The sequence below is a fragment of the Marinobacter sp. EVN1 genome (assembly GCF_000475375.1).
In the GTDB taxonomy this organism is placed as follows: Bacteria; Pseudomonadota; Gammaproteobacteria; order Pseudomonadales; family Oleiphilaceae; genus Marinobacter; species Marinobacter nauticus.
Window position 1 is genome coordinate 167,166 of the sequence record NZ_AXCB01000020.1, and the last position, 17,480, is coordinate 184,645.

The following is a 17,480-nucleotide window of genomic DNA, read 5'->3' on the forward strand; positions in this document are numbered from 1 at the left end:
CCGGCCTTTCCAGGCCGGTTGCTTCAATCGTTGTGTTTTTTTCGAGAGACCTTCGTGTACTGCAACCGGAACACCGTCAGAAATGACCGGTGAACCAGGCTTTCATGCGCTCAACCAGCGAGGGAGCCTCCTCCCCCTTGAGCACCGGCGCCCGGCCAAGATCCATTTGCCGGAAGCCATGGATCAACAATCCGACGCCAGTGGCGTATATCGGGTTGTTGACCACTTCCGTCATACCGGAAACCGCCTGCGGACAGGCCAGTCTTACCGGCATGTGGAAGATTTCTTCAGCCAGCTCCACCACCCCTTCCATGGTGGACGAGCCGCCTGTAATCACGATGCCTGCCGGGATCAGATCCTCGAACCCGGACCGGCGCAACTCAGACTGCACCAGCGTGAACAGCTCCTCATAGCGGGGCTCAACGACCTCCGCCAGAGCCTGACGCGAAAGATCCCGCGGAGCCCGGTCTCCCACGCTGGGAACCTTGATGGTTTCTTCCGCACCCGCCAGTTGGGTCAGGGCGCAGGCGTACTTGATCTTGATTTCCTCGGCATTCTGGGTGGGCGTGCGCAACGCCATGGCAATGTCATTGGTCACCTGGTCACCGGCGATCGGGATGACGGCGGTATGGCGAATTGCCCCGCCCGTGAACACGGCAATGTCGGTTGTACCACCACCGATATCCACCACACAGACGCCCAATTCCTTTTCATCCTCGGTCAGGATGGCGTGGCTGGAAGCCAGTTGTTCCAGAATGATGTCGTCCACTTCCAGCCCGCAGCGTTTGACACACTTCTCGATGTTCTGGGCCGCATTCACGGCACAGGTCACCAGGTGAACTTTGGCCTCCAGCCGCACACCGGACATCCCCATCGGTTCCTTGATACCTTCCTGGTTATCGATGACGAACTCCTGAGGCAGGATGTGCAGGATTTTCTGGTCCGCCGGAATCGCCACCGCCTGGGCAGCGTCAATCACCCGGTCAATATCCGCCTGGGTGACTTCCCGGTCCCGGATCGCCACGATGCCGTGGGAATTGAGGCTCTTGATGTGGCTGCCAGCAATACCGGCGTACACCGAATGAATGCGACAACCCGCCATCAGTTCGGCCTCTTCAACCGCGCGCTGAATGGCCTGTACCGTGGTTTCAATGTTCACCACAACACCGCGTTTGAGCCCCCGGGACGGGTGTGAACCGATACCGACCACTTCGATGGTTCCATCCATCTTGCGCTTGCCGACTATCGCCACCACCTTGGAGGTTCCAATATCCAGGCCGACAATCATGTTTTCCGTTTCAACCGATGACATGTGTTTCACCAAACCCCAGGTTCGTAGTAATCGTTATCAGGATTTCGGAGCAGCCTGAGCCACGTCCGTCTTCCACTGCACCGCCACCCCGTTCGAGTAGCGGACATCTATCCGGCTGACCTCATCAACCCGCGAGGCCAGACGGTTCTCATAAACGGTGATAAAGCGTTCAAACCGTTGTTCTACCTGATCTCGCCCCAGCACCACTTCGATGCCATTGCTGAGAGTCAGGGTCCAGGCGCCACGTTGCTCCAGCGCCAGTCCGGCAAAACCCAGGCCATATCCCACCAACTGCTCGCTCATGGTCCGGGCCATACCGATCACGTCCCTGACCCGCTCATCCGGCCCAGCCAGACGGGGCAGCTTTCCGGCCACCTCCGGATTCGGCGGCGAGAACAGTTCGCCTGAACGGCTCACCAGTCGACCATCGGTCCAGTAGGCCAGTGGCTTCTTTTCCCGAATATCGATTTCAAGACGGCCTGGCCAGACTCGCTTTATCGCTGCCGACGCCACCCAGGGGCGCCGTTCCAGTTCAGCCTTGATGTCAGCCAGATCGGTGGCGAAATAGCTTTTGCCAATCCAGGCGCCGGCCGCTCGCTCAATAGCCGTCTGGCTGTCGCCAACAAATTCGCCCCGCACATCCACCGCCAGTATCTGCTGATCCATGGCGGTCAGCATCCGGTCCGTTGCCCAGGGCACCATGGCGGCCAGAAGTACCACCGTTGCGCCCAGGCCGACCTGCAACCAGGGTACGGCCGACAGCACAGCTTTCAACACACCAAACCGGTCCCGCTCAGGCCCGACAGAGGTTGCCCCCCGGCGGCGTGGCGGTTCGGGCGGTACCGCCCGGCTCCGGATCAGCAACGTCTCAAGCATCGATGCCCTCCGCCAGCGTGTCCCTGAGAATTCGCACCACCAGTTCTTCAAAACTGATGCCGGCCGCCTTTGCGGCCATCGGCACCAGGCTGTGGTCCGTCATACCGGGAACCGTGTTAACCTCAAGCAACCAGAACTCACCGGCCCGATCCTGCATGATGTCGACCCGTCCCCAGGTGCGACAGCCCAGCACCCGGAAGGCATCCAGGGCCAGATGCTGCAATCTCAATTCGTCATCGGGCGCCAGACCACAGGGAATACGGTACCGGGTATCGTCCGCCAGGTACTTGGCGTCATAGTCGTAAAAGGCGTGATCGGTGCTCAGGCCAATCGCCGGTAACGCTTTGTCCTGTAGCAGGCTGACGGTAAACTCCGGCCCTTCGATCCACTGCTCTACCAGCACCAGATCATCCAGCCGGGCTGCCGCCTCATAGGCTTCAGCCAGCTCTGCCGCGCTGCTCACTTTACGGATACCGATACTCGAACCTTCGTGGGCCGGTTTCACACTAAGGGGCGCCCCCAGTGCCGTCGCAATGTCCTCGGCCTCACTCACGGAGGTCATGGCACGAAATGCCGGCGTAGGCAGCCCACAACCTTCGAACACATACTTGGTGCGCAATTTGTCCATGGCCAGTGCCGATGCCAGCACTTCACTGCCGGTATAAGGAATGCCTGCCTGCCCAAGGATCGCCTGAAGGGTCCCGTCTTCGCCACCACGGCCATGAAGGGCAATGAACACGCGATCGAAATCGGGTTCGTCCACGGTCCTCAGCAGACAGCCCCGAATGTCCCGGCCAACCGCATCGATACCCGCCGATTGCAACGCTGCCAGCACGGCTTTGCCACTTTTCAGGGATACTTCCCGCTCGGCGGAATCGCCCCCCATGAACACAGCCACGCGCCCCAGTGCCCGAACCAGTTCGGGGGGGGCCTGATACGGCTGAATGTCGTTGTGGGTCAGATCACTCACTTGCCTTGACTCCTGCTGCTGCCAGCCTTGCTGCTACGCCACCGATATCGCCGGCCCCCTGGGTGATCAACAGATCACCATCCTGCAGGACATTCGCCAGCAGACTCTCGATTTCACGGTTATCTTCAACGAACACGGGTTCTACCTTGCCCCGCTGCCGGATGCTCCGGCACAAAGCCCGCCCGTCTGCTCCCGGAATAGCCGGCTCACCCGCGGAATACACATCCATCAGCAACAGCCCATCCACTTCGGACAATACCCGCACGAAATCCTCATATAGATCCCGTGTCCGGGTATACCGGTGTGGCTGATACAGCATCACGATCCGGCGCTGGGGCCAGGCTTCGCGGGCAGCCCGGATAACGGCCTCCACCTCGGTGGGGTGGTGGCCGTAGTCGTCCACCAGCGTCGCTGCTGCTTTCGGTGTCTGATACTCGCCATACACCTGGAACCGACGGCCAACACCGGCAAATCCAGCCAGCCCGCGGCAGATGGCCTGGTCGTCCACCCCTTCATCGGTCGCCACGGCAATCGTTGCCAGGGCGTTCAGAACGTTGTGACGACCCGGCATTTTCAGCTCCACCTGGAGATCCGGCCGACCACCAGGGCGACGCACCAGGAACCGGGTCTTCAGACCATCAGAGGTAATGTTCTCCGCCCGGTAATCAGCATCAGGATTGTCGATGCCATAAGTGATAATGGCCCGGGAAATGCGTGGAATGATCTCCTGAACGTAGTCGTCGTCCACGCACATAACCGCAACACCGTAAAACGGCAGGTTGTGCAGGAAGTCCACGAAGGTCTGCTTTAGCTTTTCGACATCCCCACCGTAGGTGTCCATGTGGTCAGCTTCAATGTTGGTGACCACAGAAATAACCGGTGTCAGATGCAGGAACGACGCATCGCTTTCGTCGGCTTCTGCCACCAGGTAACGGGAACCACCCAACTGGGCATTGGTTCCGGCGCTGTTGAGTTTGCCACCGATCACAAAGGTGGGGTCCAGTCCGGCCTCTCCCAACACGGAGGCAATCAGGCTGGTGGTTGTGGTTTTGCCGTGGGTACCGGCCACAGCGATACCATGGCGATAGCGCATGATCTCCGCCAGCATCTCGGCCCGGGGTACAATCGGTACCCGCCGTTCACGGGCAGAGACCACTTCCGGGTTGTCGCCGGCAACGGCCGAAGACACTACCACCACGTCGGCCAGATCGGTGTTTTCGGCGCGATGACCGATGTACACATCGACATCCATTGCCCGCAGGCGCGCAGTAACAGCACTGTCCCGGATATCAGAGCCAGATACGTCATAGCCCTGGTTCTTCAGGACTTCGGCGATACCGCTCATCCCGGCACCACCGATCCCGACAAAATGGATGCGGCGGATCCGGCGCATTTCCGGCACCTGATAGACCAGTGGCGGATTGGTTGCATCAGCCATTGGCGGCCTCCAGACAGTAATTCACGACTCTCTCCGTTGCATCAGGGCGGGCCAGCGAGCGGGCGGCCTTCGCCATGGTCAGAATTCGTTTTCGATCTGTTGCCAGATCTTTCAGGGTTTCCGCCAGCACCTCCGGGTTCAGCTTTGGCTGCGGAACCAGAATGGCCGCCCCGGCTTTCACCATGTGCTGGCCGTTCCGGGTCTGGTGGTCATCGACCGCGTGGGGGAATGGCACCAGCACCGCGCCAATTCCCGCCGCACAGAGCTCAGACACCGTCAGCGCTCCGGCACGGCAGATCACCAGATCAGCCCAGCCATAGGCCTCCGCCATATCGCGGATAAAGGGCTCAATGCTGGCACTGACTCCGGCTTCGTCGTAGGCCGCCCGGGCCGCCTCGAGATTCTTCTCACCGCATTGATGCCGAACATCCGGGCGATCAGCCTCCGGCATCAGCGCCAGGGCCCGGGGCAGCTGCTGATTGAACACCTGGGCTCCCAGGCTGCCACCAACAACCAACACCCGGAGCCTGCCACTTCGGCCCGCCAATCGTTGTTCGGGGGCGTCCATCGACGCCACTTCGCCCCGCACCGGATTGCCAGTACAGCGGGTAACCGTCTGGTCACCAAAACTGTCAGGAAACGCCTCAAGCACCGTTTCGGAAAAACGTGTGAGCCAACGGTTAGTCATTCCAGCGATGGCGTTCTGTTCATGAATCACCAGCGGCTTGCGCATCAGCCAGGCGGCAATACCACCCGGCCCGGTGACAAAACCGCCCATACCTACCACGCAGTCGGGGCGGATCCGGCGCAAATGGGTGTAGGCTTCGCCCAGGGCGCGCATCAACCGGAACGGTGCCAGCAGCAGCGCCAGCTTGCCTTTACCGCGCAGGCCGGAAATGTGAATGAGCGACAGCGGAATATCGGTGTCTCCAATCAGACGTTCTTCCATGCCGCCGCTGGCCCCGAGCCAGTGCACCTCGTGCCCCCGTTGCTGCAACGCGCGGGCTGTGGCCAACGCAGGAAACACATGGCCGCCGGTGCCGCCAGCCATCATCAGGAAGCGACGGCGAGGTGAATCAGTCATACACTGCTCCTCCTTTGCGTCCGCTGCTCTTTGTTTCCGATGCCACCCTGGCCCGATCCTGCCGCTCCAGCTCTACCCGGGCGATAACCGCGATACCAATGCAGGTAACCATCAGGCTGGAGCCGCCATAACTGACCAGCGGCAAGGTCAAGCCTTTGGTTGGCAGGAGCCCAGTACTCACCGCCATGTTGATGCCCGCCTGCAATCCGATCAGCAGCGTGATGCCGTAGCTGAAACAGGCGCCGAACGCCATGCCGGCTTTCTCCGCACGCCGGGCAATCACCAGGCCACTGACCACCAGCGCCGCAAACAGGCCGAGCACCACCAGCGCTCCAAGCAAACCGAACTCCTCGGCAATAATCGCGTAGATAAAGTCCGTATGGGCCTCTGGCAGGAAGAACAGTTTCTGTACCGAGTTCCCCAGGCCAACGCCCACCCACTCGCCTCGACCAAAGGCAATCAGCGACTGAGTGAGCTGATAACCACTGTCGAACTGGTCTTTCCAGGGGTCGAGATAGCTGACCACCCGCTTCAATCGATACGGTTGGGTGACCACCAGAATCGTACCCAGCGCCGCCAGTACGCCAATCAATGGCATGAACCGGCTAAGCCTCACGCCACTCAGAAAAATCATGCCGGCCGCCGCCGTCACCAGCACCACCGTTGCGCCGAAGTCGGGCTGGATAACCAGCAACACCGATGCCACGCCCAAAACTCCCAGGGGTTTCAGGAAGCCCGGCCAGGTATGGAGCAGTTCTTCCCGCCGACGGACCACATAACCGGCCAGGTAGGCTATGAGGCAGAGCTTGGCGACTTCAGACACCTGAACATTGAACAGCCCCATGGGAATCCACCGGGTAGAACCATTAACCGTGCGGCCGAGCGGCGTCAGTACCAGCACCAATACCAGAAGGCCAATGCCCAGCAGCAGCCATCCGCTGCGCTCCCACCAGGATACCGGCACGTTGACAGCAACAAGAGCCGTGGCACAGCCAAGACCGGCGAACAGGATCTGGCGAATAACGTAGTGGTAACTGTTGCCCAACGTGGCGGCCGCCATGTCCATCGACGCTGACGAAATCATCACCACACCAGTCACCAGCAAGGCCACGGAGGTAATAATCAGCACCGGCAGCGGCTGCAACTCACCCGCCATACCCTGATAATGAGGAACGCTGACGCCTGCCTGCATCACAGCCCCTCCACCAAAGCGCGGAACTGCTCGCCGCGATCGTTGTAATCCTGGAACATGTCAAAGCTGGCACAGGCTGGAGACAACAGCACCCGATCGCCCGGCTCAGCCGCCTGGCGGGCAAGGCTGACCGCCTCTTGCAGTGACGTTGCGCGATACTGCGGCACTGACACGCCTACCGCCTCGGATATCTTGCCGGCATCGCGTCCAATCAGCACCAAGGCACGACAGCATGCGGCCACCGGCTCTGCGAGCGGCTGAAAATCCGCGCCTTTGCCATCTCCGCCTGCGATCAGGATCACCTTGCCTGAATCCGGCACCAGGCTTTCAATGGCGGCTACCGTGGCACCAACATTGGTACCTTTGGAATCATTGATGTAATCCACGCCATTCAGGTTGCGGACGAATTCACAGCGATGGGGCAGCCCCCGGAAGCTGCGGGCCACCTCCAGCATCGGCTCCATGGCCAGGCCAGCCGCATGCCCCAGCGCCAGGGCGGCCATCACGTTGCTGATGTTATGCCTGCCCATCAACTGGAGTTCACTGGCCAGCAAAAGGTTATCCAGGCCCCAGGTAATCCAGGTGCCCTGGTCATCATCCCGGGTGCTGAAGGTCTCCGGATTCACCCGGTTAAAGCCAAAACACAGAAACCTCAGGGTATCCCGAGCCATGGGCGTGCTCAGCGCATCGTCGAGGTTCACGATGGCATTTTTGCAGCCACGGTAGATCCGTTGCTTGGCCTGGAAATACGCCATCTTGTCCGGGTACCGGTCCATGTGATCATCGCTGACATTCAACACAGTGGCCGCCAGCGCCCCGAGTTCTTCAGTGGTCTCCAGCTGAAAACTCGACAGCTCCAGCACATATAGATCCGCACCCTGGTCCAGCAAATCCAGCGCGGGCGTACCGATATTGCCGCCCACCTGCACATTGCGGCCCGCAGCTCGTGCCATTTCCCCGACCAGGGTTGTTACCGTGGTTTTGCCGTTAGAGCCGGTGATGGCAATGATCGGCGCGTCGGCCGCATCGGCGAATAAATCGATGTCGCCGCGAATCCGGGCGCCCCTGGCCGCCGCACCGGCAATCGCCGGCTCTGCAATACTGATTCCCGGGCTGACGACCAGCTCATTGAAACCGGCAAACAGGTCCTCATCAAACTCGCCCAGGTAAACCGGGACGTCTGGCCAACCGGCCTTCAGCTCATCCAGGCCTGGAGGCTGAAGGCGACTATCAGCCACAGCAATCTCACGCCCCTGCCCGGACAGGTAACGCACGCAGGAAAGCCCGGTCTTACCGAGCCCTACGATTAACGCGCGACGATCCGAAACAATGACACTCATAGCCGTAGCAATTTCCTATCGGATTTTCAGACTGGCCAGGCCAATCAGAACGAGAACAACAGTGATAACCCAGAACCGGACAATGACTCGTGGCTCGGGCCAGCCTTTCAATTCAAAATGATGGTGCAGCGGCGCCATCCGGAAGATCCGCCGACCCGTGAGCCGGAATGAGGCCACCTGCAGAATCACAGAAATGGTTTCCATCACGAACACGCCGCCCATGATGAACAACACAATTTCCTGCCGTACGATGACGGCCACTGTGCCCAGGGCGGCTCCCAGGGCAAGGGCACCGACATCGCCCATGAATACCTGAGCCGGGTAAGTGTTGAACCACAGGAACCCGAGACCTGCACCCACCAGGGCTCCGCAGAAAATGATCAGCTCACCGGTTCCGGGCAGATGTGGAATCAGCAGGTAATTGGCGAACTGGGCATGGCCCGAGAGGTAAGCAAAGATGGCCAGAGCTCCCGCCACCATGACGGTTGGCATGATGGCCAGACCATCCAGACCGTCTGTCAGGTTTACCGCGTTACTGCTACCGACAATCACGAAGTAGGTCAGCAGAATGAACAGCACCGGTCCCAGGGTCAGCGAGACATTTTTCAGGAACGGCAAATAAAGCGAGGTTTCCTGGGGCATTGAAGCCGTGACATAAAGCACGATCGCGGCCGTGGCCCCGATCACCGACTGCCAGAAGTATTTCCAGCGTGCCGGCAGGCCCCGGGGGTTGCGTTCCACAACCTTGCGGTAGTCATCCACCCAGCCAATGGCACCGAACAGCAGGGTAACCAGCAAAACCACCCAGACATAACGATTGGTCAGATCCGCCCACAGCAAGGTGGAAATGGCGATGGCCACCAGAATCAGGGCGCCGCCCATCGTCGGAGTACCAGCCTTGCTCAGGTGAGTCTGGGGGCCGTCATCACGCACGGCCTGGCCGATCTGGTACTGACTCAGCTTGCGAATCATCACCGGACCGATCACCAGCGAGATCAGCAGCGCCGTAAGAATGCCCAGAATCGCCCGCAGTGTCAGATACTGAAACACCGTCAGCGACGAAAAGTATTGCGATAGTATCTCTGTCAGCCAGAGCAGCATGGGTTCTTCACCTTTTTCTGAATTCCCTCCACCACGCGATCCATGGCGGAACTACGAGAACCTTTCACCAGGACCGTCATAGCACCATTCCGGTCCGCCACAACGGCGCTCACCGCCTGCTCATGACTCGGGAAAAACTCTGTCTCGTCACCAAATCCGGTGCCGTAGCCGTTACCCCCGGCTCCCACCACCATAAGCTTCTCGATTCCTCGGGCACGGGCATGTTCACCCACCTGCCGGTGCAACTCGTGCGCCTCATCGCCCAGCTCTGCCATGGCGCCGAGTACTGCCACCCGGGGCGCCGGGTACGACGCCAGCACATCCAGCGCCGCCTTCATGGATGCCGGATTGGCGTTGTAACTGTCGTCAATCAGGGTCAGATCCGGGGCCGGCTTGAGCACCTGGAGACGCCCCTTCACCGCTTGCACCTGCATGAGCCCGGACTGAACCTGCTGATCCGTCGCTCCCAGTTCCCTGCAGGCCGCGAGAGCCAGCAGAGCATTGGTGATGTTGTGTTCACCGGGCAACCCCAGCACCAGATGACAGCGCCAGCTGTCTGGCCCCAGCACCAGGAATTCAAACCCCTGGTCAGTGGCCATGATCGCCTCCGCGCGGTAATCCGCGGCCGGGTGACACATCCGGGAAACACCCAGCACCCGCCGTTGGCCCGCACGGGCATGCCACTGATCGAAGGCGGGATCGTCCCGGTTCAGCACGACGGCTCCATCTGCCGGCACGCCATCAATAATCTCGCCTTTGGCCAGAACAATATTCTGGTAACTGCCAAAACCCTCCAGGTGCGCCTGACCTGCATTGGTCAGAATCGCAACCTGCGGCCGGGTAATTGACACCGTGTGGGCAATTTCGCCAAGACCACTGGCCCCCAGCTCGATGGCACCGAACTGGTGATCCGGCGTCAGCCGAAACAGGGTCAGCGGAACACCAATGTGATTATTGAGATTACCTTCAGTCACCAAGGTCGGCCCCATGCCGGCGAGAATAGCCCCGGTCATTTCACGAACCGTGGTTTTGCCACTGCTGCCGGTAATCGCCACCAGCCGGGCCGCGCTTTCGCTGCGATTGCCGCTGGCCAGATCGGCCAATGCCTGAACCGTATCGCTAACGACCAGTTGCGGAATGGCAACATCGGTGATCTCGGTGTCCACTACTGCGGCGACTGCGCCCTGTTTCAGGGCCTGGCCAAGGAATTCATGACCATCAAACCGCTCACCGCGCAGAGCAACAAACAGCTGCCCATCTCCAACCGATCGGGTATCGGTGGAGACGCCATCAAACCAGAGTTCACCCGCATCAGTGCGCGCTCCTGCCAGGGTGGCCTGAAGCCACTCGCGAGCTTCCGCCAGCGAAAAGGCGCGCATCATGCCACACCTCCATTCAGGTTCAATAGATGGCGTACCTGCTCGGCGTCGCTGAACGGCAACTTCTGGCCCCGGATCTCCTGATAGGCTTCATGACCTTTACCTGCAATCAGCACCAGATCATCCTCATTGGCCATACCCAATGCCTCGGCAATTGCCTGAGCGCGGTCGTGAATCACCTGCCAGCGACCAGCCTGAGTGAAACCAGCAGAAATGTCGCTGACAATCCGTTCAGGCTGCTCGGTACGCGGGTTGTCGTCGGTTACGATGACGTAATCCGCCCGCTTTTCCGCTTCTTTCGCCATTTCAGGCCGCTTGCCGGGGTCCCGGTCGCCACCGCAACCGAACACACAGATCAGCCTGCCCCGGGTGTGGGGCCGCAATGCTTCAAGGGCATTGGCCAGGGCATCAGACGTGTGGGCGTAGTCCACCACCACATGTTTGCCGGTTGAGCCGGTGAATCGTTCAAGACGCCCAGGGGGCGGTGACAGCTCCCTGACAACGGACACCGCCCGCTCAACCGGTACGCCAAGCGTCAGTACGGTAGCCAGGGCTGCCAGAACATTGCTGGCATTGAAACTCCCTAACAGGGGGACAGTAAGATCAAACTCGCCCCATTGCCCATCGACCCTGGCACGGAACCCTGAGGCCGTGGGCGTAAATTCCTTCAACCAGAGTTCCATCTGGGCTTCATGCAGACTATAACGAACGCGGTCACACTGGCCCTCAAGCTGACCGTAAAGCTGCCGGCCAAACGGATCGTCAAAATTGATCACTGAGAAGTGCAGTTCTTCCCGCAGGAACAGCTTGGCCTTGGCCTCACCATAGGCTTCCATGGAACCGTGGTAATCCAGGTGATCACGCGTGAGGTTGGTGAACACCGCACCGGTCATAGTCAGGTTATCAACCCGCCCCTGATCCAGAGCGTGCGACGACACTTCCATTACTGCAGCCCGACCACCCTCATTGCGTATGCGGTTCAATACCCGGTTCACCTGGACCACATCCGGCGTGGTATGCGTGGCCGACTCGATACTGCCCGGCATGCCATAACCCAGGGTACCCAGCAGCCCGCAGGGCGTGCCGGTTTCCCGTAACAACTGGGAGATGTATTGGGTCACCGACGTCTTGCCATTGGTGCCGGTAACCCCGATCACTCTCAGATGGCGCGAGGGATGCTCGAAGAAGCGATCAGCAATTCGGCCCAGACGGGCGCGCAGACCAACCACGGGCACAATTAACGCGCCGTGGCGCTCATGGCACTGCCGCTCCTGCTCGGACTCAAGCAGAATAGCCGTGGCACCGGCGCTGATGGCCTGATCCATATAGTGCTCTGCGGGCGTTCGTGCCCCGGCCAGAGCAATAAAGGCGTCACCGGGCTGCACTTTCCGGCTATCCGTCTTCAGTCCGTGGATAGTGACATCGAAGACCGATGGCACCTCAATAATGCCCTGAAGCAAGGTGCTGATGGATGTGATGCACATGGCTTACCCTCTCCCTCCGGAAGTTACTTGCGAAACGCGTGTTTCACTGACTTCCAGTTCAGGCTTCACATTCAGCAGTCGCAGCGCGTCACCCATCACCCGGGCGAATACCGGCGCGGCAACTTCTCCGCCGTAATATTCTCCGGCCTGCGGCGCATCCACGGCCACAACGGTTACAATTCTGGGGTCATCAATCGGTGCCATACCGGCAAAGATGGCCTTATATTGACTGTCTTCGTACCCGTTCGCTCCCACTAGGTGAACGGTCCCGGTTTTGCCTCCAGCCGCATACAGCCCGGGCTGGGCGCGCTTGCCAGTACCACGGGCAACCGCCTGTTTGAGCATGTCCCGCACGGCCCTTGTCACCTGTTCAGACAGTACACGTTGCCCCTGCGGCCTCTGCTCCTGCCTCATCAGGCTGAGGGGGTAACGAATTCCACCATTGGCAATAACCATATACGCCTGTGCCAGTTGCAAGGCGTTAACGCTCATGCCGTAGCCATAAGACAAGGTGGACTCTTCTACCGGCCGCCATTTCGGGGGGGCCGGCAAAACACCAACGGCTTCCCCAGGGAAGCCGATACCAGTTGCCTGGCCGAGGCCCAGGCGGGCATAGAGGTTTCTCAGAGTATCGCCACCCAGATCCGTTGCGATGTTGCTCACCCCGACGTTGCTGGACTTGACAATAATCTCCGTCAGATCCAGCACCCCGTAATTGCGATGATCCCGAATGGTGAAACGACCAAACCTCCGAAAGCCCGGGGAAGTATCAATGGTGCTGTTAACCGTGTATTCCCCGGACTCCAGAGCGGCCGCTATCGTCAGCGGCTTCATGGTTGAGCCGGGCTCGAACAGATCTGTAATGGCCTTGTTGCGCAGGTTTTCCGCGGCAAGCTGTGACCGGTCATTCGGGTTGTAGGAACCTTGATTGACCATGGCCAGCACCTCACCGGTGTCGACGTCCAGCATCACCAGCGTGCCGCCGCGAGCCTTGTGAGCACCGACCACCGCCTTGAGCTCCCGATAGGCCAGATACTGCAGCCGGAGATCAATACTCAGTTCCAGGTCTTTCCCGGGCCGGGCATCGCGGATAAGCATCAGATCTTTGATCACGCGCCCACGGTTATCCTTGAGCACCCGCTTCTGGCCCGGCTCACCGGTCAACCATTTGTTGTAGGCTAACTCGATACCTTCCTGGCCATGCTCATCGATATCAGTAAACCCGACCACATGAGCGGTGACTTCTCCCGCCGGGTAATAACGACGATATTCCTGCCGGGCATAGATACCACCGACACCTAGAGCCAGCGCTTCACGCGCCATTGAGGGCTGCACTTTGCGGCGCAGGTAGATAAATTCGCGGCCAGCATACTGGCGCAATCGCTCCCGCAGCGCGCCCTCAGACAACCCAAGAATTCGGGCAAGCGCCGCCAGTTGGGGATCTTCGGGATCGGTTTCGGAAGGATTTGCCCACACGGTCTGAACTGGCGTACTGACGGCCAAAGGCTCGCCATGACGATCCGTCACCACGCCTCGATGGGCATCGATAGATTCAACGCGGATGGTTCTGACATCTCCCTGCTTGCGCAGGAAGTCATTATCCACCACATGAAGATCCACCAACCGCCATCCAATGCCGGCCACAACCAGCAGAAAAACGCCCAGCACAGAGCCGAAGCGCCAGGCTTTCAAGCCTGTCACCAGCCTCTGCTTCCAGCTGTTTGTGTGCGTTCCCTGACCGGACACTTCAGTTACCCCGGATGGTTATTGTTGGTTTTAGTTCGCTGCCAGCGGTGACATCAAAGGCACGAGTACAATGTCCTGCCGCCCGGGCACCACCATATTGAAGCGCTCAGCAGCGAGTTTCTCGACCCGCCCGTGAGCGCTCAAAGCACTCTGCTCCAGCAACAGTTGACTCCACTCACGCTGATAAGCATCGCGCTGCTCCTGCAGACCCGACAACGTATTGAACAGCTCGCGGTTCTCATGGGCACTGACCACCACCCCGATGGACGACAGCGTCAGTACCGCCACCAACACCAGAGTAACCAGAACCCGACTTTCCCGTGTTGCATCAAACACCTGACGGGACAAACGAACGGCTGTCGCAACACCCTCGCGAACCCGCTGTTTGTTTATCCTGTTGGTTTTTACTGGTTGCTCAATCGCTACCGCGCCCATGGCGTCGCGCTCCCCTGCGTTTTCGATTAATTCGCTTTACGTTCAAGCACTCGCATGACCGCGCTGCGAGCCCTGACGTTTTCAGTAATTTCCTGCTCATTGGCCTTGCTGGCTTTACCAATCAGCTGAAACCCGGATTCTTCCTGCTCCGCCGTGACCGGTATCCCCTTCGGCAGCTTTGGCCCCCGCGCCAGATCACGCATAAAGCGCTTGACCAGACGATCCTCCAGAGAGTGAAAGCTGATCACCACCAGGCGCCCACCGGGAGCCAGGCGATCAACTGCCGCGGCCAGACCGGCTTCCAGGTCCTCGAGCTCCCGGTTGATAAAAATCCGGATAGCCTGAAAAGCCCGGGTGGCGGGGTGCTTGTGCTTCTCTTTCTTCGGCACGGCCTCCGCAACCAACTCCGCCAGCTGCCGCGTGGTTTCAATTGGCTGCTCCTGACGCCGCTCCACGACAAGACGAGCGATACGGCGAGAAAACCGCTCCTCGCCGTATCGCCAGATCACATCTGCGATTTCCCGCTCATCAGCCTCGGCCAGCCACTGGGCAGCACTCGGCTGCTGCTGCGGATTCATTCGCATATCCAATGGACCGTCCCGCATGAACGAAAAACCGCGGGAAGCATCATCCAGTTGTGGCGAAGACACCCCAAGATCCATCAACACACCATCAACCTGTGACCAACCCTGACGTTCAAGCACAAGATCCAGTTCGGCAAACGAGCCGTGGTACCACTGAAACCGGGAATCCTCAGATGCCAGCTCTCTGGCGACGGCAATAGCTTCCGGGTCTTTATCAATACCCAGGAGCTGACCATCCTGACCGAGCTTGCCGAGAATCAGACGACTATGACCGCCCCGGCCAAACGTGGCGTCGACAAAACGGCCACTTTCATCTGTAACCAGATAGTCGACCGCTGCATCCAGCAGTACCGAGCGATGCTGATAGCCTTCATTGGCCTGATCGTCCTGGCGTGCGGTCATAGCGACAGCGCCTCCATTTCCGGCGGCATTTCCTCGTCGGCTGCGGAGGCATCAAGGTAAGCATTCCAGCTTTCCTCACTCCACAGCTCATACTTCTTGCCAAGCCCGACCAACATCAGCCGTTTTTCAAGATTGGCGTGATTTCTGAGGGTCTGCGGTACCAGAATCCGGCCGGACCCATCCAGCTCCATAAGGGCAGCGTTACCCAGAATGAGGCGCTGCAGGCGCTTGGCAGCCTTGTTCATGTTGGGCAGCGCCTCGATTTTCGGGCGCAGCACTTCCCATTCCGGCTCGGGATAGAGCAACAAGCATTTCTCCTCATCGGCGTTGGCTGTCAATACAATACGGCCACCGCAAAGCTGCGCGAGCTCTTCACGCACCTTTGTCGGGATCGCCAGGCGACCCTTCGCGTCCATATTGATGGCATGACTGCCAAGAAAATTGCTCATTAACGTCTAGTCCGAGGTTTTCATTTCCACAAAATTCCACCAAAAACCACTTTTTCCCACTCCCGCACACTATAGAAACACGCAAATAACAATGCAAGCGCCGCGACAGGCACCACACACAGGAAAGTTCCTTTAACGACAAGAGGTTACAAAGCAGAAACGGAACGAAGCGTTAAAAAGACGTAAAGAAAAGGATAAAAAACAAATACCTGCAGACACCTTTAGATAGCCAACTTCAGGTTTAAGATTTTTTGGCTATAAAAGGTAACTTGTGAGAAGGATGCGGATCACATCCGAATAATCGGGAAAAGAGGCGAGCTCGCCGATAAGCCGGGTTCTGTCTTGGACAGTCATTCATCTAGGGCCTGCGTCACCACAGGCCTCAAGCAACCTACCCGAATCCAGCGCGGGCCACGCCATTGGATTCCTATTTGGTCTTGCTCCAGGTGGGGTTTACCATCGCCGTGGACTGTTGCCAGCCACGCGGTGCGCTCTTACCGCACCATTTCAACCTTACCGGCGCCCGAAAGCGCTTAGGCGGTATACTTTCTGTTGCACTTTCCGTCGGCTCACGCCGCCCAGGCGTTACCTGGCACCTTGCCCTGCGGAGCCCGGACTTTCCTCCCCCGGATCAACCGGCGGCGACTGTCTGGCGAGCTCGGCGCTGACAATACCCGCGTGCGGGCAGGCATGCAAGGCTTAATCGCCCTTTAGCTGCAGCGCTCGCTGATACAGTTCATTTTTTCCGATGCCGCTGACTTCCGCGACGATTTTCGCTGCCTTTTTGACCGGCATCTCTGCAACAAGCAGCTTTAACAGCTTATCGGCATCCAGATCGAGCGACGAACCGGCCACGACATCGTTACCCCGGACCATCACCACGAATTCGCCCCGACTGCCATGCGGGTCGGCCTCCAACTCCGCCAATACCTCTTTAACCGTCCCAGTGTAGAAAGTTTCAAAGGTTTTGGTCAGCTCTCGACCGAGCACACACTCCCGATCATCGCCAAACTCATCAACCAGATCCTGCATCAGGTCCAGAATTCGATGGGGGGATTCGTAGAACACCAGAGTGGCAGTCTGTTCACGCAATTCCGCGAGCGCTGAACGTCTACCCGCCCGTTTAGCCGGCAAAAAACCTGCGAAAAGAAAACGATCCGTCGGTAAACCTGCCGCCGACAATGCCGCAACCAGCGCACACGGACCGGGGATAGGGGAAACCGGAAAGCCCGCCCTTCTGGCTTCACGTACCAGGATGTACCCGGGATCGGAGATCAACGGGGTGCCGGCATCGGAAATCAGCGCCACTTGCTGCCCTTCAGCAAGGGCAGAGAGGATTCTGCCAACGCGATCCCTCTCATTATGATCGTGTAGCGCCAGCAAAGGCTTGCTCAGGCCCAGGTGCTGTAACAGGCGCGAGCTGTGACGGGTATCCTCCGCAGCGACCAAATCCGCCGCAGCGAGCACCTGCCGGGCACGATCAGAAAGATCGGCCAGATTACCGATGGGCGTGGCAACAATTGAAAGCCGACCATCGACAACGCTTGCTACAGAACTGGACATAATAAACTCCACTGAAGTGAACCGCGGCGCCGCTATTTCCGGCCCATGACTGTCCCGTCATGTGAAATGCGCCGGGAGCTGGTAAACTTGCCAGCTAAAACGCGGCACCACAAGCCCAACGATTC

Annotated in this window: 15 protein-coding genes and 1 other RNA gene; all 16 read right to left on the reverse strand. The window is 59.2% G+C overall.

Features of this window, described 5'->3' with window-relative positions; genetic code table 11:
• Positions 1-76 precede the first annotated feature (76 nt).
• The 16 genes from ftsA to rsmI all read right to left on the reverse strand — a co-directional run bounded on the left by ftsA (position 77) and on the right by rsmI (position 17,355).
• The gene (ftsA, locus tag Q674_RS31175; protein ID WP_011785907.1) at positions 77-1,312 is read right to left on the reverse strand and encodes a cell division protein FtsA; all 1,236 of its coding nucleotides are present in this window, start codon (positions 1,310-1,312) and stop codon (positions 77-79) included.
• Positions 1,313-1,348: 36 nt separating this feature from the next.
• Positions 1,349-2,188 (reverse strand): cell division protein FtsQ/DivIB, encoded by an 840-nt coding sequence (locus Q674_RS31180; RefSeq protein WP_011785908.1) that lies wholly within the window; start codon positions 2,186-2,188, stop codon positions 1,349-1,351.
• On the reverse strand, positions 2,181-3,158 hold the full coding sequence (locus tag Q674_RS31185) for a D-alanine--D-alanine ligase (protein ID WP_023008914.1): 978 nt from the start codon (positions 3,156-3,158) through the stop codon (positions 2,181-2,183). The genes Q674_RS31180 and Q674_RS31185 overlap by 8 nt, the downstream gene beginning before the upstream one ends.
• Positions 3,151-4,596: a UDP-N-acetylmuramate--L-alanine ligase gene (gene murC / locus Q674_RS31190; RefSeq protein ID WP_023008915.1), complete on the reverse strand. Its 1,446-nt coding sequence runs from the start codon at positions 4,594-4,596 to the stop codon at positions 3,151-3,153. Before murC ends, Q674_RS31185 begins: the two co-directional genes overlap by 8 nt.
• Positions 4,589-5,680: an undecaprenyldiphospho-muramoylpentapeptide beta-N-acetylglucosaminyltransferase gene (gene murG, locus Q674_RS31195; RefSeq protein ID WP_023008916.1), complete on the reverse strand. Its 1,092-nt coding sequence runs from the start codon at positions 5,678-5,680 to the stop codon at positions 4,589-4,591. The genes murC and murG overlap by 8 nt, the downstream gene beginning before the upstream one ends.
• Positions 5,673-6,872, reverse strand: a complete 1,200-nt coding sequence (ftsW, locus tag Q674_RS31200; protein ID WP_023008917.1) for a putative lipid II flippase FtsW — start codon at positions 6,870-6,872, stop codon at positions 5,673-5,675. Before ftsW ends, murG begins: the two co-directional genes overlap by 8 nt.
• The gene (gene murD, locus Q674_RS31205; protein ID WP_031210142.1) at positions 6,872-8,212 is read right to left on the reverse strand and encodes a UDP-N-acetylmuramoyl-L-alanine--D-glutamate ligase; all 1,341 of its coding nucleotides are present in this window, start codon (positions 8,210-8,212) and stop codon (positions 6,872-6,874) included. Before murD ends, ftsW begins: the two co-directional genes overlap by 1 nt.
• Positions 8,213-8,227: 15 nt before the next feature.
• Entirely contained in the window at positions 8,228-9,313 is a 1,086-nt protein-coding gene (gene mraY / locus Q674_RS31210; RefSeq protein ID WP_023008919.1) for a phospho-N-acetylmuramoyl-pentapeptide-transferase, read from the reverse strand.
• A complete protein-coding gene (locus Q674_RS31215) occupies positions 9,298-10,695 on the reverse strand; it encodes a UDP-N-acetylmuramoyl-tripeptide--D-alanyl-D-alanine ligase (RefSeq protein WP_023008920.1) in 1,398 nt (465 codons plus the stop codon). The genes mraY and Q674_RS31215 overlap by 16 nt, the downstream gene beginning before the upstream one ends.
• Positions 10,692-12,176 (reverse strand): UDP-N-acetylmuramoyl-L-alanyl-D-glutamate--2,6-diaminopimelate ligase, encoded by a 1,485-nt coding sequence (locus Q674_RS31220; protein ID WP_023008921.1) that lies wholly within the window; start codon positions 12,174-12,176, stop codon positions 10,692-10,694. The genes Q674_RS31215 and Q674_RS31220 overlap by 4 nt, the downstream gene beginning before the upstream one ends.
• A gap of 3 nt (positions 12,177-12,179) precedes the next feature.
• The gene (locus Q674_RS31225) at positions 12,180-13,922 is read right to left on the reverse strand and encodes a peptidoglycan D,D-transpeptidase FtsI family protein (protein ID WP_023008922.1); all 1,743 of its coding nucleotides are present in this window, start codon (positions 13,920-13,922) and stop codon (positions 12,180-12,182) included.
• A 30-nt stretch (positions 13,923-13,952) separates the two neighbouring features.
• Complete coding sequence (ftsL, locus tag Q674_RS31230; protein ID WP_014420629.1) at positions 13,953-14,357, reverse strand: cell division protein FtsL; 405 nt, start codon at positions 14,355-14,357, stop codon at positions 13,953-13,955.
• A 26-nt stretch (positions 14,358-14,383) separates the two neighbouring features.
• Positions 14,384-15,343, reverse strand: coding sequence for a 16S rRNA (cytosine(1402)-N(4))-methyltransferase RsmH (gene rsmH / locus Q674_RS31235; RefSeq protein WP_023008923.1), 960 nt, complete (start codon positions 15,341-15,343; stop codon positions 14,384-14,386).
• A complete protein-coding gene (mraZ, locus tag Q674_RS31240) occupies positions 15,340-15,792 on the reverse strand; it encodes a division/cell wall cluster transcriptional repressor MraZ (RefSeq protein ID WP_022991988.1) in 453 nt (150 codons plus the stop codon). Before mraZ ends, rsmH begins: the two co-directional genes overlap by 4 nt.
• 310 nt (positions 15,793-16,102) lie before the next feature.
• An RNA gene (gene rnpB / locus Q674_RS40685) (RNase P RNA component class A) lies at positions 16,103-16,453 on the reverse strand.
• 38 nt (positions 16,454-16,491) lie between these two features.
• On the reverse strand, positions 16,492-17,355 hold the full coding sequence (rsmI, locus tag Q674_RS31245) for a 16S rRNA (cytidine(1402)-2'-O)-methyltransferase (RefSeq protein ID WP_023008924.1): 864 nt from the start codon (positions 17,353-17,355) through the stop codon (positions 16,492-16,494).
• Between the last annotated feature and the right edge of the window lie 125 nt (positions 17,356-17,480).